General features: G+C 70.4%; 15 protein-coding genes. 10 read left to right on the top strand and 5 right to left on the bottom strand.

The features are described from left to right. The first annotated feature begins 148 nt into the window (after positions 1 to 148). From ACIHAA_RS04085 to ACIHAA_RS04070, 4 genes are all read left to right on the top strand, one after another. Positions 149 to 1405, top strand: coding sequence for an arsenic transporter (locus tag ACIHAA_RS04085; protein WP_399813715.1), 1257 nt, complete (start codon positions 149 to 151; stop codon positions 1403 to 1405). Positions 1406 to 1577: 172 nt separating this feature from the next. Continuing rightward, the gene (gene gndA, locus ACIHAA_RS04080; RefSeq protein WP_399812744.1) at positions 1578 to 3017 is read left to right on the top strand and encodes an NADP-dependent phosphogluconate dehydrogenase; all 1440 of its coding nucleotides are present in this window, start codon (positions 1578 to 1580) and stop codon (positions 3015 to 3017) included. 399 nt (positions 3018 to 3416) lie between these two features. Beyond that, positions 3417 to 4856: an arylsulfotransferase family protein gene (locus tag ACIHAA_RS04075; protein WP_399812740.1), complete on the top strand. Its 1440-nt coding sequence runs from the start codon at positions 3417 to 3419 to the stop codon at positions 4854 to 4856. Positions 4857 to 4998: 142 nt separating this feature from the next. Further along, positions 4999 to 5928 (top strand): NAD(P)H-binding protein, encoded by a 930-nt coding sequence (locus ACIHAA_RS04070; RefSeq protein ID WP_399812737.1) that lies wholly within the window; start codon positions 4999 to 5001, stop codon positions 5926 to 5928. A gap of 202 nt (positions 5929 to 6130) precedes the next feature. Here the strand turns inward: ACIHAA_RS04070 and ACIHAA_RS04065 are convergent, their stop codons facing one another. Further along, positions 6131 to 7504: a S8 family serine peptidase gene (locus ACIHAA_RS04065; protein WP_399812734.1), complete on the bottom strand. Its 1374-nt coding sequence runs from the start codon at positions 7502 to 7504 to the stop codon at positions 6131 to 6133. A 282-nt stretch (positions 7505 to 7786) separates the two neighbouring features. Here ACIHAA_RS04065 and ACIHAA_RS04060 point away from each other — a divergent pair, with 282 nt between their 5' ends. Together ACIHAA_RS04060 and ACIHAA_RS04055 are read left to right on the top strand one after the other, a co-directional pair. Then, entirely contained in the window at positions 7787 to 8881 is a 1095-nt protein-coding gene (locus tag ACIHAA_RS04060; protein ID WP_399812731.1) for a PP2C family protein-serine/threonine phosphatase, read from the top strand. Positions 8882 to 8925: 44 nt separating this feature from the next. Continuing rightward, complete coding sequence (locus ACIHAA_RS04055) at positions 8926 to 9453, top strand: hypothetical protein (RefSeq protein ID WP_399812728.1); 528 nt, start codon at positions 8926 to 8928, stop codon at positions 9451 to 9453. 46 nt (positions 9454 to 9499) lie between these two features. Here ACIHAA_RS04055 and ACIHAA_RS04050 read toward each other — a convergent pair whose 3' ends face one another. The 4 genes from ACIHAA_RS04050 to ACIHAA_RS04035 form a co-directional block, all read right to left on the bottom strand. Continuing rightward, complete coding sequence (locus tag ACIHAA_RS04050) at positions 9500 to 9679, bottom strand: hypothetical protein (RefSeq protein WP_399812725.1); 180 nt, start codon at positions 9677 to 9679, stop codon at positions 9500 to 9502. Beyond that, entirely contained in the window at positions 9676 to 10092 is a 417-nt protein-coding gene (locus tag ACIHAA_RS04045) for an ATP-binding protein (protein WP_399812722.1), read from the bottom strand. Before ACIHAA_RS04045 ends, ACIHAA_RS04050 begins: the two co-directional genes overlap by 4 nt. A gap of 289 nt (positions 10093 to 10381) precedes the next feature. Beyond that, the gene (locus ACIHAA_RS04040) at positions 10382 to 11959 is read right to left on the bottom strand and encodes a trypsin-like serine protease (RefSeq protein WP_399812719.1); all 1578 of its coding nucleotides are present in this window, start codon (positions 11957 to 11959) and stop codon (positions 10382 to 10384) included. Positions 11960 to 12097: 138 nt separating this feature from the next. Continuing rightward, the gene (locus tag ACIHAA_RS04035) at positions 12098 to 12469 is read right to left on the bottom strand and encodes a hypothetical protein (protein WP_399812716.1); all 372 of its coding nucleotides are present in this window, start codon (positions 12467 to 12469) and stop codon (positions 12098 to 12100) included. A gap of 463 nt (positions 12470 to 12932) precedes the next feature. Between ACIHAA_RS04035 and ACIHAA_RS04030 the strand changes: the two genes are divergently transcribed. The 4 genes from ACIHAA_RS04030 (at position 12933) to ACIHAA_RS04015 (ending at position 18530) form a co-directional block, all read left to right on the top strand. Continuing rightward, the gene (locus ACIHAA_RS04030; protein WP_399812713.1) at positions 12933 to 16760 is read left to right on the top strand and encodes a polymorphic toxin-type HINT domain-containing protein; all 3828 of its coding nucleotides are present in this window, start codon (positions 12933 to 12935) and stop codon (positions 16758 to 16760) included. Positions 16761 to 16890: 130 nt separating this feature from the next. Next, entirely contained in the window at positions 16891 to 17262 is a 372-nt protein-coding gene (locus ACIHAA_RS04025; protein ID WP_399812711.1) for a hypothetical protein, read from the top strand. Positions 17263 to 17354: 92 nt separating this feature from the next. Then, positions 17355 to 17546 carry a hypothetical protein gene (locus ACIHAA_RS04020; RefSeq protein ID WP_399812708.1) on the top strand — a complete coding sequence of 64 codons (192 nt, stop codon included), beginning with the start codon at positions 17355 to 17357 and terminating at the stop codon, positions 17544 to 17546. Positions 17547 to 17798: 252 nt separating this feature from the next. After that, on the top strand, positions 17799 to 18530 hold the full coding sequence (locus ACIHAA_RS04015) for a barstar family protein (RefSeq protein WP_399812705.1): 732 nt from the start codon (positions 17799 to 17801) through the stop codon (positions 18528 to 18530). Positions 18531 to 18695: the final 165 nt, after the last annotated feature.

Below are 18695 nucleotides of genomic sequence, written 5' to 3'. Positions count from 1 at the left end.
CGGCGCGACCGGACCGGCGGTCCCCCGACCCGGCGCGACCGGCCCCGTGGTGCCGGTGACGGCTGCGCGGTCTGATGTGATGGACGGGCTGACCGGCCCGGTGTGAGGCAGGGACAGCCTCGACCCCGCTCACGGTAAGGACCGCGCCCTGAACACCCCGATCGCCGAGACCCTCTCGATCCTGCTGCTCGTCGCCGTGCTGGCCGGTGCGGTGATCCGTCCGTTCGGGCTGCCGGAGGCGGTGGTGGCGGTGCCTGCCGCCGGTATCGCGGTGGCGAGCGGCGCCCTCTCGCTGGACCACGCCCGGGCCGAGGCGGAGCGGCTGGGGCCGGTGGTCGGTTTCCTGGCCGCCGTGCTGGTGGTGGCGCACTTCTGCGACACGGAGGGGCTGTTCCGGGCCTGCGGCGCCTGGATGGCGCGCTGGGCGGCGGGCAGCCCCGGGCGGCTGCTGACCGCCGTCTTCGCGCTCGCCTCGGTGATCACCGCCGTACTCAGTCTGGACGCCACGATCGTCTTGCTCACCCCCGTGGTGTTCGCCACTGCGGCCCGGATGGGCGCCCGTCCCAAGCCGCATCTGTACGCCTGCACCCATCTGTCCAACACGGCGTCGCTGCTGCTGCCGGTCTCCAATCTCACCAATCTGCTGGCGTTCGGCGCGGCGGGGCTGAGCTTCACCCGGTTCGCCGCCCTGATGACCCTGCCGTGGCTGGTGGCCGTCGGCATCGAGTACCTGGTCTTCCGGCGCTTCTTCCGCCGTGACCTGGCGGCCGGTGCCACCGCCGAGGACGCGGGGGAACCGCCCCGGCTGCCGCTGTTCGCCCTGGTGACCGTGGCCTGCACGCTCGCCGGGTTCGTGGTCGCCTCCGCGGTCGGCGTCGACCCGGCGTGGTCGGCGCTGGGCGGCGCGCTGGTCCTCGCCGGGCGGGCGCTGGTGCAGCGCAGGGCCACCCCGCTCACGGTGGTGCGGGCGGCGGCGCCGTCCTTCCTGGCGTTTGTGCTCGCCCTGGGGATCGTGGTGCGCGCCGTCGTCGACAACGGGCTCGGGGACGCCCTCGGCCGACTGGTCCCGGGCGGGTCCGGGCTGCCCGCCCTGCTGGGCATCGCGGCCCTGGCGGCCCTGCTGGCCAACCTGATCAACAATCTGCCCGCGGTCCTGGTGCTGCTGCCGCTGGCCGCCCCGTCCGGCCCCGGCGCGGTGCTCGCGGTCCTGCTCGGCGTGAACATCGGCCCCAACCTCACCTACGCGGGATCGCTGGCCACCCTGTTGTGGCGGCGCATCGTCCATCAGCACAGCCATGGCGTGGACCTGCGGGAGTTCACCCGGCTCGGTGCCCTCGCGGTCCCGACGGCCCTGACGGGCGCCGTCCTGGCGCTGTGGGCCTCCCTGCACCTCCTGGGCACCTGACTCCCGCCGCTCCCCGACCGGGGCGCCCGACGAAGGTCCTTTCCGGCCGCGGCGTGAGCAACCCGGGCCCTTCGATCCGTACGTCCCCGGTACAGCGGCAGCAGCCGTACCGAGGACATCCGCCCGCCCCGGACACCGGGTACGGGACGGATACGGATTCGAGGAGCACAGCATGCAGGCGACCGCGAAGATCGGCGTCACGGGGCTGGCGGTGATGGGCCGCAATCTGGCCCGGAACTTCGCCCGGAACGGATACACCGTCGCCGTGCACAATCGCACTGCCGCCCGGACCGCTGCGCTGGTCGAGGAGTTCGGGCACGAGGGCGCGTTCGTGGCCGCCGGGACGGCCGAGGAGTTCGTGGCGGCGCTCGAACGCCCCCGACGTCTCATGATCATGGTGCAGGCGGGCCCGGCCACCGACGCGGTGATCGAGGAGTTCGTCCCGCTCCTGGAGCCCGGCGACATGATCATCGATGGCGGGAACGCCCACTTCGCGGACACCCGGCGCCGGGAGCGCGCCCTGCGCGAGCACGGGCTCCACTTCGTCGGCGCGGGCGTCTCCGGGGGTGAGGAAGGGGCGCTCAACGGGCCGAGCATCATGCCCGGCGGCTCACCGGAGTCGTATGCCACGCTCGGCCCGATGTTCGAAAAGATCAGCGCCAAGGTCGACGGCGAGCCCTGTACCACCCATGTGGGCACGGACGGCGCGGGGCACTTCGTGAAGATGGTGCACAACGGGATCGAGTACGCCGACATGCAGCTGATCGGCGAGGCCTACGATCTGTTGCGCCAGGTCGCCGGCCACTCCCCCGCGGCGATCGCCGAGATCTTCCGCGCCTGGAACAAGGGCCGTCTGGACTCCTATCTGATCGAGATCACGGCCGAGGTGCTGTCCCAGGTGGACGCGGCGACGGGCCGCCCGTTCGTGGACGTGGTCGCCGACGCCGCCGGGCAGAAGGGCACCGGGCGCTGGACCGTGCAGACCGCGCTGGAGCTGGGCTCCCCGGTGACCGCGATCGCCCAGGCCACCTTCGCCCGCGCCGCCTCCGGCCAGACCGCCCTGCGCGCCGTCTACCGGGGGCTGCCCGGGGGCACCGGCGGGGGGCTCGGCCCGTACGAGGCCGACCGCTTCACCGCGCAGGTGGAGCAGGCCCTCTACGCCTCGAAGCTGATCGCCTACGACCAGGGCTGGAAGATGATCGTGGACGCCGCCGAGGAGTTCGGCTGGAGCATCGACCTGGGCGCGGTCGCCCGGATCTGGCGCGGGGGCTGCATCGTCCGGGCTGCCTTCCTGGACCGGGTCCGCGCCGCCTGTGCCGCGGACCCGGGTCTGGTGAGCCTGCTGTCCGACGAGGGCTTCGCGGCGGAGATCAAGGACGCGCAGGTGCCGTGGCGCGAGGTCGTGGCCATCGCGGCCCGCCGGGGCGTCCCCGCGCCCGCGTTCTCGGCGGCCCTGTCGTACTACGACGGTCTGCGCGCAGAACGCCTTCCGGCCGCCCTCACCCAGGGCCAGCGCGACTACTTCGGCGCCCACACCTACCGGCGCACCGACCGCGAGGGCAGCTTCCACACCCTCTGGGGCGCACCCGGCCGCCCGGAGACCCCGGCGTGACCGGAAGGCGGCGCCCGGACAGCTTCCGTGGTCCGACCGGGTGCCGTCCCTGAGCCGGACCGGTTACCGGGCGCGGCTGCCTCCCCGTCCATCGTCGCCGCCCGGGAGATCGTTCCCCGTGATGCGGGCTCCCCGCATCACGGGGAACAGGAGAAGACGATGCTCAGGGGCATGACCAGGGGCGGATGGCGTCGGTGGGGGGCGATCGCGACGGTGCTGGTGGCGACCGGCACGGCGGGGCTCGGGACGAAGCCGGACGCGTTGGCGGACGGACGCGGGCCCGCGCAATCGGCAGCCCGTCCCGGGGCCCAGGGCCGTCCGCCGTGCGCGACACGGCCGTACCCCCCGACGGGGCACGTCCCCGCACCGATCACCTCGGGACCCGGGGTGTGGAGCTTCGTGTCCGCCCCGGCCCTCCACCCCATGCGGGTCACGGTCACCACCAGGAGGCCGGGCACGGCCGACGGACACATCTTCGTCGCTCCGTACAACCTGAGCCGCCCGGTCGGCCAGACGGGTTCGCTGATCGTCGACGACTCCGGCAGTCCGGTGTGGTTCCGGCCGCTGTCCTACTCGAACCTCCAGAACGCCGACTTCCGGGTGCAGAGGTACCGCGACCCCAGGACCCACAGGTCTCAGCCGGTGCTGACCTGGTGGCAGGGAAGCCTCGCCATTCCCCCCTGGTACACGAACCTGCCGGGCGGGGCGCCGGAGCCCGGCGGGTGCTACTACGTCTACGACGACCACTACCACCTGCTCCGAACGGTCTTCGCACGCCACGGCTTCAACGCGGACGAGCACGAGTTCCTGCTGACCCGCAGGGGGACCGCGCTGTTCATCGCCTCCAAGCCGGTGCCGATGGACCTCACCCGCTACGGCGGCCCGAGGAACGGAGCCATCGAGGACAGCGAGGTGCAGGAAGTGGATCTGGCCACCGGGAAGCTCGTCTTCTCCTGGGACATGCTGCGGCATGTGGACCCCGCCTACTCCGAGGTGCCCGCCTCGGACGCCTCCTCCTCCGGCGGTGTGTGGGACGCGTACCACATGAACTCGATCGACGAGGACTCTGAAGGCCATCTGCTGGTCTCCGCCCGGAACATGTGGGCCGTCTACGACATCACCCGGAAGACGGGTGGGATTGTCTGGCAACTAGGCGGCAGGAAGAGCGACTTCACCTTCGGTCCGGACGCAGAGTTCTTCTGGCAGCACGACGCCCGCTTCCGGCCGGGCCACCGGATCAGCATGTTCGACGACGGCTGCTGCAATGAGCCGAACCCGCCCGAACAGCAGTCGCACGGCCTGATCCTGGAAATCGACCCCCACACCCGCCGTGCGACGGCGGCGCGGACCTACTACCACGCACCGGGGCTCTACTCGGCGTCCCAGGGGGACACCCAAGGCCTCCCCCGCGCCCATGAGTTCATCGGCTGGGGTCAGGAGTCGTACTACTCCGAGTACTCGGGTGCGGGAAACTCCGAGGGCCAGGGCGCGCGAAACCTGCTCTACGACGCGCGTATGCCGGGTTCCGACATCTCGTACCGGGCCTTCCGCCACGCGTGGACCGGTAAGCCCTACTACCCGCCGAGCGCGGCGGCCCGGACAACGGGCGGCCGGAGCACCGTCTACGCGTCCTGGAACGGTTCGACCGAAACGCGTGCCTGGCAGGTGCTCGCCGGGAGGGACCCCCGCTCGCTGCGTGTGGTCGTCGGGCGCACGCCCCGGACAGGGTTCGAGACCGCCGTCCCCACGGCCGTCCGGGGCCCGTACTTCCAGGTGAGGGCGCTCGACGCCCGAGGGAAGATCCTCGGGCGCTCCACCGTCGTGGCCCTACCGCGATGACGGGGACCGGGCAGCCCCGTCGGCGGCGGCACGCCGTGCCGCCGGGGCGCGCCTGGGTTGTCCCGCTCCGCCGCGGATCGGCGGGGACCGCCTCCGCCATCGGCGGACCGAGCCCACTGAACGGTCGGAACACCCGGGAGCCATGGTGGTCGACACTCCGCTCATTCTGGTGACGGGCGCGGCCGGGAGCGTGGGGTCCGTGGGGCACCGGGTGACCGCCGACCTCCGGCGGCGGGGGCTCTCGGTACGGGCCTTCGTGCACCGGGAGGACGAGCGTGCCGACGCGCTGCGGGCCCTGGGCGCCGAGGTGGCCGTGGGAGACCTGACGCGCCCGGCCGATGTGGTCCGGGCGCTGGACGGCTGTCACCGCCTGTATTTCGGCATGGGCGTGTCCGACCAGTACCTCCGGGCGGCGCTGGTCACCGCCGCCGCGGCGCGCGCCCACGGCCGGCTGGAGGTCTACGTCAACATGTCCCAGCTGACGGTCTCCCAGATGGACCTGACCAGCACGGCCGAGTCCACACAGCAGCGCGAGCACTGGCTCACCGAGCAGCTGCTCGACTGGTCCGGCCTCCCTGTCACCGAGGTACGGCCGACGGTTTTTCTGGAGAACCCCCTGTTCCGGGTGTTCTGCTACGCCTCGATCGCGCGGGACGGGACGATCCGGCTGCCCTTCGGGCGGGGCCGTACCTCTCCCGTGGCGGCCGCGGACGTGGCACGGGTGGTCGCCGCCGTGCTCGCCGACCCCGGCCCGTACATCGGCCGTGCCCTCGAACTGACCGGCCCCCGCTCGCAGGACATGTGGTCCATGGCAGAGGAGTTCTCCGCGATGCTGGGACGCCCGGTGACCTATGTCGACGTGCCCTTCGACGAGTTCGAGCGGGCGATGCGCGCACAGAGCCTGCCGGACCATGTCGTCGACCATGTGACGACGATGGCGCGACTGCACGCGGAGAACCGCTACGACCGGATGACCCATGTGGTGGAGGAGATCACCGGTCGGCCCGCGGAGGGCGTACGGGAGTACGTGCGGGACAACCCGGAACTGTTCCGGCCGACCGGGCGCACCTGACCGTGGTGCCCTCCCGCCCACCCCTGCCCTCGGGCAGGACGACGGACCACGGGCCACAGGACCCGCGGGACCACGGACGACGGACGGCCCGGGCTGAAAAGCCCGGGCCGTCCTGTTTCCTGGAAGCTTCCTGCAAGCGGCTCCGTCAGGAGCTCCCCGGCAGCGGCTCCGTCAGGAGCAGCCCCGGTGCGACAGCGGCAGGTCAGCCGCGGCGGCTCTCCCGCGCGAGGGCGGGCACGAAGCGCAGCGCGTCCACGGTGCCCACGCCGGTGGCCATGTCATAGCCGGGCACGGCCTTGTAGCCGGTGACACCCTCGTAGCTGTTGTCGGTACCGTCCTTGACGTCGACGATCCCGGTGTCCTTGCGCCGGTCGAGGCGGTACAGCGCCTCGTTGATGTTGCCCACCCGGTGTCCGGCCGCCTGGTCGGCCAGGGCGATGACACCCGAGAAGAGCGGGCAGGCCTCGCTGGTGCCGCCGCTGACGTCCCAGCCGGTGGCGGTCGGGTCGAAGCTGGAGTACACCCAGGCGCCGCCGTTGACCGCGGCAGCCATCGACACGTCCGGGGTGCCGCGGCGGTTGCCGACGATGCCCCGCACGCCGTTCTGGTAGCCCGGGCGGCCGAACACGTGGGACTGGCCGCCGCCGCCCGCGCCGTAGTCGTTGTAGACGCTGTCCGGCTTGACGCGCTGGCCCTTGTCGTCAAGGTGGAGCTGAGTGCCGCCGATGGAGGTGACCAGCGGGTCGGAGGAGGGCCAGGAGTTGACGCGCTCCTTGTAGTAGCCCTTGCCGTCCGCGGTGCTGTCGGTGGCACCGCCGTCGCCGGAGGAGGCCAGCACGGTCACATGCTTGCGGTAGGCGTCCGCGAAGGCGTAGCGCAGCTTCTGGATGCTGGAGAAGTCACCCTTCTCGAAGCCGGGGAAGGTGTTCTCGGTGGCCCCGAAGCTCTGGCTGATGACATCGCCGACACCGTGGTCGATCAGGTACTTCTCGGCGTTCATCATCTCCGGCAGGCCGGTGGTGCCCTCGGTCTCGGCGACCGCCGTCTCCACCACGACGATCTTCGCGCCGGGCGCCACGGCGTGGGCCATCTCGACATCGAGGGTGGTCTCGCCGGCCCACCCCGTCATGTCGGAGTTCTTGGGGTCGAAGACGGGGACCTTGCCCCACTTGACCACGTTGACCTTGGTGCTGGGCAGGCCGAACTGCTTGCTGTAGACATCGAGGTCGTGCTGGATCGTCGGGGATCCGAACGAGTCCACGATGACGATGGTGCGCCCCTTGCCCGTGACGCCCTTGCGGTACAGCGGGTTCAGGTCGTACGCGGTGCGGTACTGGAGCGGCGTGTAGCAGTTGATCTTCCACTTGGCCTGGCACTGCTCGATGGAGACCGGGCTGCTCAGGCCGTGGACCAGGGTGTGCCCGGCGATGGCCGGTACCGCCTTGGTGTGCGGTACGGCGGCGTGCGCGGCGGTGGTACCGCCGGGCAGCGGGGCGGTCGCCAGAGCGGCGACGGTGAGGGCGGCGGTGGCGGCCGTGGAGGCCGCGACGCCCCGCCCTGTACGGGCTATGCGCATGAATTCTCCCTGAGTGGGCCGAAGCCGCACGAATAGGCTGGGCGCATCCCATCGCGTGAGTCATGCACAGGACAAGGCCATTGAGTGATCATTGGGTGATCGATGCCGATCCCTTTGCCCAAAGAACACCTCGTACCAGGAAACGCTTCCCCGGGCTCCCCCTCGCCCCGCAGCCGGAGGCGGACCTCTGTAGCGGGGAAGCGGCAGGTGAGTGACGCTGAGGGGAGAACGGCTCGGCCGAGGCGGCGAGCGGGACGGAAAGGCAGTCCAGTGCTTGATGTCGTGAAACCCGAAGGGCCACCCAAGGTGGTCCTGCGCCGCGCCCGGTTCCTGCCCCGCTGGTCGCGACGGCTCACGATCGGCGGCTATCTGCTGGCCGTGGCGGCCGTGGCGGCCGACTTCGCCACCGGGCCCGGTATCACCTTCGCCCCGGTCCTCGCCGTACTCCCGGTACTGGCGAGCGTGGGCACCCGGCGGATCGCCGACCCGCTGGTGGTCGGCCTGATCGCCGTCCTGCTGGTCGTGGGCATGGCATTTTACGACGCCGATGTGCCCATGGTGGTCATGGCGACCGCGGCGGCCACCGTCGCCGTGGTCACCTTCTTCGGCTGCGCCAATGTCGCGGCACTGGCGGCCCAGGAACGGGAGCTGACCAGCGTGCGCACGATCGCCGAGGCGGCCCAGCGGGCACTGCTGCGGCTGGTGCCGAGGCGGATGGGCCCGCTCGTGGTCGCGGTCCGCTACGTGGCCGCGGAGGCCGAGGCACGGATCGGCGGCGATCTGTACGAGGTACTGCGTACCCCGTACGGCGTGCGGCTGCTCGTCGGCGACGTGTGCGGTAAGGGGCTCGGCGCCGTGGAGACCGCCGCCGATGTCCTGGGAGTCTTCCGCGAGGCCGCCCGGGCGGAACCGGACCTGGCGGCGGTCGCCCGGCGGCTGGACATGGCGCTCGCCCGGCGCCCGGAGAGCGAGGAGTTCGTCACGGCGGTGCTGGTGGGGTTCCCCGAGGCACCGGAACCAGCCGTGGTGGTCAACTGCGGGCACCCGCCGCCGCTGCTGTACCACGCCGGAGCGGTGGATGAGGTCTCGCCGCCCGAGGAGGCCCCGCCGCTGGCCCTCCTCGGGCTGGTCGGCGGTGACTACCACTCCCGGACGCTCGACTTCGACTGCGGGGACCTGCTGCTGCTCTACACGGACGGCGTGACCGAGGCACGCGACGCGGCCAACCGCTTCTACCCGCTCGCCCAGCGCTGCGCCTCGCTGCCGCACCGGGACCCGGACGCCCTGCTGGACCAGCTGCTCGTGGACGTCCGCGCCCACGCCGACGCGGGCCTGACGGACGACGCGGCCCTCCTGGCCGTCCGCCGGGAACGCTGACCGGGGCCGCCCGCCGACGTCCTGGCGGACGATAGGGTCTTGGTATGGATTTTACCGGGCGGGTCTGGGGGGCCACCAGCAATGAGCGCAGTGCGCCGTATCCGTGCGACGGGATGGTCACCGCGCCGTCCGAAGTCTGGATACGGGCGGTCGATGTCGCGGCTCCGCCCGACCTCGTCTTCCGCTGGCTGCGCCAGTTGACCATCGCCCCGTACAGCTACGACTGGATCGACTTCCGGGGCCGCAGAAGTCCGCACGAACTCGTCCCGGGCCTGCCGGACCTCTCCGTGGGACAGCCGTTCCTCGTCTTCGAGATCACCGGCTTCCAGACCGACGAGCACATCACCGGCCGACTCCCCGAACCCCTTGCCGAGCGGCACGGCCAGATGGCGGTGAGCTACACCGTACGTCCGCACGCCGACGGGTCACGCCTGATCGTGAAGGTCGTCGCAGAGACCGGCGGAACCCTACGCCGAAGACTGCGCCGCCGCCTCATGGCCTGGGGCGATCTCATCATGATGCGCAAACAACTGCTGACCCTCAAGGGACTGGCCGAAGGATCCGCACGCTAGCTTCAACGATGCCCCCGCCCGGGACGCAACCTCTCCCAGGTGACACTCAACTCCGCTCGCCGCCCTCCAACTCCCCGCTATCGATGGCGAAGCCCGGGGCCCAGCCGGTCGTGTCGGTTTCATGGAGCGTGCCGATCCGCAGGCACCCGTCCACGCCGAACATCTCGATCAGCTGCGACAGCTGGGCTCGGGCGATGCTGCGCGTGGGAGAGTCTCCAGTGGTCACCCGCATCCCCCCAAACACGCCCACACGATCTTGCCCCAGTGCCGCTCGTCCGTGCCCCAGTCGGCCGCCAACGCCGCCACCGGGATCAGGCCGCGGCCACCCTCGTCACCATCGGCCGCCTCTCGCTCGACGGGCCGCGCCGGGGAGAAGTCCGCGACGGACACGCGTACCGTGCGCACGGCAGTGCGCTCCACCACTACGCGGATGGATTCCCGCCGGGCGTGATGGACGGCATTGGCCACCAGTTCGGAGACGATCAGCGCGGCGTCCTCGGCCAACTCCTCCAAACCCCAGTGGGAAAGGGCGGCGTTCGTGAGACGCCGCGCGGTGGCGGCGCTCTCGGGTTCGCGCGGCAGGGTCTCGCTATAGCCGGGGTGTCCGGTCCGGCGGACCCGCATCGCAGGTTGCGGCATGTGTCTGCTCTCTCCATCGGCCATGCCCCGGGGCCGGTCGCACGGACACCGGGGCTCTCCGCTCATGTAAGCGAGATGCCGGGAAAGCTGACAGGGCCGCAACGTCCCACTTTCACCACGCTATTCGCCGACCCCCAGGAACTCGGCCAACGGCCTTTAAGCGCACGGAGGACGACGGCGAAGGAGGCGGGGGTGAGGATGTGTCGGGGCCGGGCGGCGTTGCGGAGGCCAGGCCGAGGGGCGGTCCGTCGGTTGCCGGGTGCCGCCCCTCGGGATCTGTGGCCGGTGGTCAGCCGGCAGGTGCGAGCGGGACTTCGTCGTGCAGGCCGCCCGCGTCCGTGCCCGGGAAGAGGGAGACGTGCCCGTCGTTCCAGCGGACGAGGATGTCGTCGGCGGCGGTGTTGGTGGTGAAGGCGCCGGCGGCGACCACGGTGGTGTCCTTCCAGTTCGACTTTGCGGGGCGGATCTTGATCTCGCCGGGAAGGGCCTTGGCGGTCAGGCCGGGGTAGATGGTGGTCTCGCCGTCGATCCAGCGCACCAGCAGGTCGTCGGTGTCCTTGCCGGTGAAGGAGCCGGTGGTGAGCTGGGTGGCGGACGGCCAGGTGTTGTTCTTGGCGACGGTCTGGGTCTGCTTCTTCAGCCCGTTGGCGGCCAGGTCGCTGAAGACGGAGACGTGGCCGTCCTTCCAGTCGACCAGCAGGTCGTCGCGGTGGCCGCCCGGGGTGAAGCGGCCGGCGGTCAGGAGGTGGACGTCGTCCTTCCAGATCGCGGTCTTGGGCGGGGCGAGCTGTTTCTCGCCGTGGAAGCCCTTGGCGTCGACGGTCGGGTAGAGGGTCATCTCGCCGTCGATCCAGCGCACCACCAGCCCGTCCGTGTCGCCGCCGGTGTTGACGCTGGTCACGGACAGGGCCTTGGCCCAGATGCTCTTCGGGCGCGCCAGCTGGTGCTCGGCGGTGAAGGGGTGGGCGGGGTCACTGCCGTCGCCGCCCTGGTAGAGGGTGACTTCGCCGTCGTTCCAGACGACGATCAGGTCCATACGGCGGGTGCCGCCGTCGGAGCCGCCGGTGTAGTAGCCGGTCGTCATCTGCACGGCGTTCTTCCACGGCGCCGCCGCGAAGGTCGGGCTGTAGGCGACCTGCTGGACCCAGGAGGCCAGGTCGTCGGCACGGGCGGCCGCGGCCCCGGTGCGGGTCTCCGCCGGGTCGGTGCCCAGGCAACCGCCCTGCCAGGACAGGCTGCTGACACCCGCGACTGCGGTGTGCCCGTCGGCGGCGGTCAGCACCGGGCCGCCGGTGTCGCCCTTGCAGACCGCCGCGCCGTCCGACTTGGCGGCCAGGTCGAGGGTAGTGGCGCCGGTGTTCTGGACGGTGAAGGCGGCCGTGTGGACCTGGTCGAGCACCCACTCGTCGTGCGTGCGCCCGAACCCGGCGGCTTGGACCTCGTCCCCAGCGGCGGGGGCAGTACCGGAGACCGGGACCGGGGTGATGCCGCTGACCGGCTTGGCCAGTTGAGCCATCACCACGTCACGGCCGGCTCGTGGCACCAGATTCACCACCTGCTGGGCGGTGCCGCCGATGGTGGCGGTCGTCTTCAGCTTCGGGGCGCCGGAGGCGAGGGCTTTGCCCGGGGTGTCGGTGAAGCAGCTCGCGGCCGTTAGCAGCCACTGCGGGGCGACGAGAGTGGCCGAACAGCCGCGCTGACCGTCGTCGTCGACGATGTTGAGCCGTGCGATGGCGGCCGATGTTGCGGCGGGAGCCTGCGGGCCCGATACAGCAGTCGCGGGCGTGGCCGACAGGGCGGCGGCCGCCAGGGTGGCAGCGGCGATCAGGCCGCTGGTCCGCGTGGTGCGCGGACGAAAGCCGGACATGAAGATTCCCCGTTTCCTGTGAGGTCGGTGAGTCGGTGAGTCGGTGAGTCGGTGAGAAGAAGACTGGCGAGCTTGGTCGGCGCGGCACGTTCGGGATGGTCTGCCCGAATCGGCCGACGGTGGTGCTCGTGCAGGGGCTCAGCCTGCGACGCGGAGTTCGACGAGGACGGATCGCTTGCTGGTGTCGCCTGACTCGCCGACCGGCGTGAAGTCGTTCTTGGGGGCGTTGACGACGGTCTGCTTGCCGTCCGCGGTGAGCGTGGCGCGGACCGGGTGGTCCTGGGTCCAAATGCCGTAGGCGTCGGGGAGTTCCATGGTCAGGTACCCCTGCTTGCCGCTGACCTTGAAGCAGTAGAACATGCCCGCGCTGCGGGACTCGACCTTGATGTCGAAGGCCGAATTGCAGTCCGTGAGCATGATGTGGCCGTCGCCGCGCTTGAGGGTGATCTTCTGTTCCGCCTGGATCTTCGCCGCTCCGGGATAGTCGAACGTCTCGACCGCGGACGGCATTTGGGCGTCGGCAGGCCCGGGTTCAGCCGGGGAGTCCCCCGCGCCCCACGCAAGTGTGACGAAGCCCAACGGCAACCGCTATAGCTCCCACAACAAGGGCTCTTCCGGTGCGAGACGTCATCAGGAGTTCCTTCCGGTCAATGCGTGCTTGACATTCCCCAAATGGGGTGCACTAGTGAAGCACATGTAAAGTACACGTGAAGCACCCCCCATCTCCCCCACGATTCAGGCCAGTTGCGGCCCTGCCCTGGCTTGCCCTGCCCAGTTGCGTCTGACCAGCGCATTGCATGCACGGTTCCGTTCGCTGTGACGGGACGGACGCAGAGGTGGGCGGCGGCGCCCGCGGTGGGAGTCGTGCAGGCCATTAGGCACAAAAGGACTTCGCATGAGAAAACGCTGGCGCCCTGTGCGGGCGTCGCGCATCCGGGCCACCGAGTACATACGGGCCCGGAGTCGGACCACCTTGCGCAGCGCGACCGCGGGCCTGCTGCCGGTCGCCCTGGCGGCCGGGCTCCTCGCTGCCTCGCCCGCCACGGCGGCGGACGACGACTCGGACCTCTTCATCTCCCGCGGGCTGGTGGTCGAGTACTGGAGCACCGGTGGCACTGGTGTCAAGGAGGCTGCCGAGCGGGCGCTGCTCGGCGGTGACGACGACATCCGCGCGTTCCTCCACGACGAGCCGGCTCTTCAGGCTGTGGACGACCGGGTGGATGTCGCCCGGGTCATCAACGCCGGCGGTCCGGCGGTGCGTGAGGCGGCGAAGGCCGCGCTCGCACCGCAGAAGACGCCGGCCGACGTGGCCGCGTTCCTGACCGGGGGCTGGCAGGCTCCCCAGGAGCAGGACCAGCGCGTCGAGACCGCAAGGGTCATCAACCTCGGCGGCCCCGGGGTCAAGGAGGCGGGCAAGGCAGCGCTGCAAGGCTCGCCGGAAGACGTCGCGAAGTTCCTGGCCGAGGGCCAGTACACGGCGCGTGAGACGGACAACCGGGTCGAGGTCGCGAAGCTGATCGGCTCGGGTGGTCCGGCGATGAAGGCGGCCGGGAAGGTCGCCTTGCAGGGAACCCCGGACGACATCGTCGAGTTCCTGGAGGTCGGGCAGTTCACCGCGCGCGATCGTGACCAGGAGCACGCCACGATCGAGCAGTTGACCGAGCAGGCCGAGCAGGCCGGGGCGGAGGCGGACGACGCCACGAAGTCGGCGCAGGAGGCGTCGGCCAAGGCGGTTGCCGCTTCGGCTCTGGCCAAGGAGGCAGCGCAGACCGCCGCGAAGGAGACCGCCGCGGCGAAGAACGACTCGCAGGAGGCTGCGGCCAAGGCACGGCAGGCAGCCGAGGCGGCACGGGCCGCCGCCGGGGCCGCGCAGACTGCGATCAGCGCGGCGAACGCCGCCGACCGTTCGGCGCGCATCGCGGCGCTGGCCGCCGCGCAGACCGCCGCGGCGGCGACCGCTGCCGCCAACGCGGCCGGAGCCGCCTCCAAGGCCGCCGCCGATGCGGCCAACGACAAGAGCAAGGCGGGCGCGGCACGGGACTCGGCCAAGCAGGCCCGCGCCGCCGGAGCGCTGGCGAAGTCGTCTGCGGCCGCCGCCGAACAGGCAGCCAGGGCTTCGCTGGCCGCCGGTGCCGCGGCCAAGGCGTCGCTGGGTGCGGTCAGTGACGCGAACGCGGCTGCGGATGCCGCCGACGATGCCAACCGGGCGGCGGATGCCGCCGGTGTCCACTCCGGCGAAGCGCAGGCCGCCGCTGCTGAGACCCGTCGCCACGCCCGCGAGGCGAACCGGGCCGCGAACGCGGCCGAGGCCCTGGCAGGCGAGTCCGCCCAGGCCGCCTTTGACGCACGGGACGCGGCGAACTCCGCGGCCACGCACGCGGAGAACGCGGCGGATGCCGCGGAGGAGGCCGCCAAGCACGCGGGCGAGGCCTCGAAGGCGGCCGACGAGGCGGCCAAGCAGGCCGGCAAGGCCAAGGAAGCCGCCGACACCGCGACCAAGGCCGCCGCCACCGCGCACAAGGTGTTCACCATCGCCCGCAAGACCGAGGCCGAGGATCTCGCGACCCGCACGAATGCGGCGATGGAATCCGCCCAGTCGCAGAAGGACGGTGCGGACGCCTTCACCTCCCAGCTGGCCAAGGTCGCCCTGGAGGACAAGCAGATCGGCGAGGACACCGCGGCGCTGGCGGCCGAGGCCGACAAACCCCAGGCCGACACCAAGGCCATCGCGGCCGAGGGCCGCGCCGTGGCGCTGCGCGCGTTGAAGCAGTACGGAGCCTGGCGGCAGGAAGCGGCCGCCCGGGCCCTGTCCGGCGATGATGACGCGGTCCTGGACTATCTGCGTACCGGTGCGAAGCAGGCGGAGACGGACGAGATCCGTCAGCAGGTCACCGACCTGTCCCAGTCCAGCCCGTACGAGAGTGTGCGCACCGGCGCGACCGAGGCCCTCAAGGGCAGCGACCAGCAGATCCGCGACTTCTACACCACAGGCCAGTACACGGTGGCCACCACCGACTACCGGGTCCTCGTCGCCCAGATCAACAACGCCGGTGGACCGGCCGTCAAGGACGCCTCCAAGGCCGCCCTCGCCGACGGCAGCCCCGGGGCCATGCAGTCCTTCCTCAACGGCGGCCAGTACCAGGCCCGCAACCAGGACGAACGGGTCCTCGCGGCCAAGCTCGTCAACGACGGCGGACCGGAGGTGAAGGCAGCCGCGAAGGTCGCGCTGACCGGCCCCGCCGACCAGCTCCACGAGTTCATCCAGGTCGGCCAGTACATGGCCGACCGCAAGGACAAACTCACCCAGACCCACACCGCCCAGATGCAGCGCCTCCTCGACGAGGCCGACGGCGTAGCCGCCAACGCGCGCAAGGACAGCGCCCTGGCAGCCAAGGCAGCCGCAACCGCCAAGAACGCCAAGGACGAAGCCAAGCAGGCGGCGGCCGAGGCACAGCAGAACGCCGAGCAGGCGAACACGTACGCCGCCAACGCCAAGAAGTCCGCCGCCCAGGCACAGACCAGCGCCGACCAGGCAGCCGACTCCGCAAAGACCGCCCGCGGCGCCGCCGACCGCGCCGACCAGGACGCCGCCGACGCCAACGAATCCGCCGACCAGGCAGAATGGTCCGCCTCATACGCGCGGGACTCGGCCTCCGCCGCCAACGACGCGGCCGACGACGCCTCTTGGCAGGCCATGGTGGCGCGCAAGAGTGCCTCCGAGGCCAAGACCGAGGCATCCAAGGCATGGTCGGACGTGGCCACCAAACGCCGGGCCGAGGAAGCCGCGGCCAGGAAGCAGGCGGAGGAGCAGCGCAGGCAGCAGCGCGAGAAGGAGGAGCAGGCAAAGAACGAGAAGCACTGCATCGCCTACATGTCCCGGGACGAGCTCCCGCCGTGTGGGCTGGCCGGCCAGCCGGTCGAACTGCCTGAAGCGTCCCCGGACCTGGCCAAGCTCCTGCTCAAGGGCGGCATGGAGGTTCTCGGCATCAATGACCTCATCGACTGCGCCAAGGACCCCACGCTCGGCAAGTGCACCCTCGCCGTTGTCGGCGTACTCCCCATCGGCAAGCTGAGACTGCTCAAGAAGGCCGCCGACGGCGTCGAGGAGATCGCTGAGGCATCCCGCGCCGCAAAGGCAGCGAAGGAAGCGGAAGCCTGCCTCAAGTGCTTCCTTGCCGGCACCAAGGTGCTCATGGCGGACGGCTCGACGAAGAACATCGAGTCCGTCGGCATGGGAGACCTTGTTCTCGCCACTGACCCGGTGAGGGGAGTCACCGGAGCCCGGACGGTGACCGACCTGATCATCACCGAACACGACAAGCGCTTCAACGACCTCACCATCGCCACCCGCCGCGGCATCGAGCATCTCACCGCCACGAACGAGCATCCGTTCTGGTCACCGTCGGCCGGGGCCTGGGTGGGGGCCGGCCGGCTGCGCGCAGGGGCGACCCTCCGGACCGTCGACGGCACCACCGTCACCGTCCGAAACAACCGCTCCTTCGAGAAGACCGCCCGGACCTACAACCTCACCGTCACCGATCTGCACACGTACTACGTACTGGCAGGCGAGACGCCGATCCTCGTCCACAATTCGGACTGCCCTACGAGTGCGGCCAGCCGTGAACGCCTGCGCAAGAATCTCAGTGAGCAGGCCGGACAGCTTCCCGGGGTCCGTTCGGCGGATGACATCTTCGACACGCCCTCCGTGCTGAGCGGCGGCGTCACGCCGGATCAGGTTCGTCCGTTCTTCGTCGGGAAGAAGGGCTCGGAAGGGGACTCAACCAAGGTGGCGGTTGGGTGATCCGCGAGTACACCGAGCGTGGGAATCCGACCGGGCGGATGCTCAGGTGGAATCCTGGTGGCGGTCATCATGGCCCTGGCGCCTACTGGCGAGTCGTGGGCCCGGAAGGAGACCTGGGAGGGATCATCAGGTGACCGATGATCGAAAGCTGGCAGGCTTCCACCAGTGGTCCCTGGCCGTGCTGGACCTGCTCAGCGCCACGGCCGATCGTCAGGTCGCATACCTGCGGGAGTCGGCCGTGGGGGCGGACGAGCTGCTGCTTCAGTTCGATGACGTACTGCATGTAGCTCGCGCCAGAGCGGCCGACGGCTCGCTCGCACATGAGGACCTTCAGCTGCTTCTGGAAGTCGGCGACAAGGTGGAGCGAGTGAACGCGGGGCCGGACTCCATCTGGAGCGAGGACGCTCTCTCGGCAGCAGTCGAGTGGGAGGACCTACGGGTGACGGCCGGCGGAGCGCGGACGACTCTCGAGGGATCCTGGACCCTGGGTCCCGCAGACTAGTACGCCGGACGGAAGAGCCCCGTTGGTCCTGGACCGGCGGGGCTCTTCCGCCCTGTCACACGCGCTTCAGGCCGGAACAGAGGGATTGGACCATGCAGGTGGAGGATCGTGGTGCGGAGATCGTGGTCTCCATGCCCCGGGAGGAGTTCTTCCTCGTGTTGTCGCTGATGAGCGAAGCGGTCGAGTCGGGTGACGATCGCGACTTCCAGACGCGTACAGGCGGGACGAAGGACGAGGTGCGGGCCATCCTGCGCAGCCTGCCCGATCTGCGGTTCGGCTATTGAGGCCGCCATGCCGCGCCGGTGCGACGTGGAGCCCGGCATCGGCTGATGCGTGAAGAGGTGGCACGCACAAGTCTCTGATCAAGCCACGTCAGCGCGAGGAGGTGCCCGGCCGGGGTGAACCCGGCCGGGCATCCCGCATTGCACAGCCATCCGTCTCTCGGTTTTCGGACCACCCGCAGTCCTGCCACCGGGTGTCCAACGCCCCACCGCGTGTCCCGATCGGCGCAGGGCAAACCCACTTTGATTGGTCTGATGCAATTGATCCACGAAATCCTTGGCCCACCCCTCTATCGCCTCACTGCCCAGGAGACACAGGACGTCCTTTTGGCAGCCGACGACCTGCATGGCTTCTTCGTCGACGTCGACCTGGACACGCCGCGGACACTGATCTTCACCGGAGTCCGGTCACTTCACGCCCATCTCCGGAGCACCGAGGGCGGATACCTGGAGGTACTCGGACACAGACAGCAACCAACCGGCGGCTATTACCTCGGACGGGTGCGTCTCACTCCCCCTGCCCAGGACGGCTCCCTCTCCTTCTCCGGCTACACGTGCGAATACCCGAAAGCCGGAGAGATCTGGCGCAGATGGGCTTCCGCGGAGCCTGTCACATACGGGGAGTGGGCCGGCTACCCCGACTCGTATCACGAGAGCTGGCTGCACGTCGTGCAGAACGCGTGGTTCACGGCCGACCGCCAAGGCAAGCTCGGCGGAACTTCGGAGGTCGTTGCCCTCGACGGCGGCCGCATCACCACCAAGGCCGGGCTGTACTGCGCCCTTGGTGAGGCCGTCAACGGTCCTGGAGGCTACTTCGGCTCGAACCTCGACGCACTGTACGACTGTCTTCGTTCGAGCCGCGCAGAGCCACTCTTCCGTGTCCAATGGGCGGACTTTGCCACCTCCCGCCGAGCCCTGGGAGTGCAGTACATGACGTCCCCGCTGAGCATCTTCGACGAGTTCCGTGTCGGAGTGACGCGCGGCTGACAACGGGATCTACTTCTGGCCCTGTACACCTGCAAGCGGCACGGCCATCCCGATCGACGAACGGCGCTCACGTATGCGGCTGTGCACCGTGGTGCAGCCCGAGGCGGCCGTGGTGTTCACGCACAGGTTCTTCACAGGTAGGATCACCGCGACGCGCCTAGAACT

This window comes from Streptomyces sp. NPDC052040 (genome assembly GCF_044548405.1).
Classification (GTDB): Bacteria; Actinomycetota; Actinomycetes; order Streptomycetales; family Streptomycetaceae; genus Streptomyces.
The sequence above is the reverse complement of the archived record's forward strand: the minus strand, read 5'-3'. Positions and strand labels throughout refer to the sequence as shown.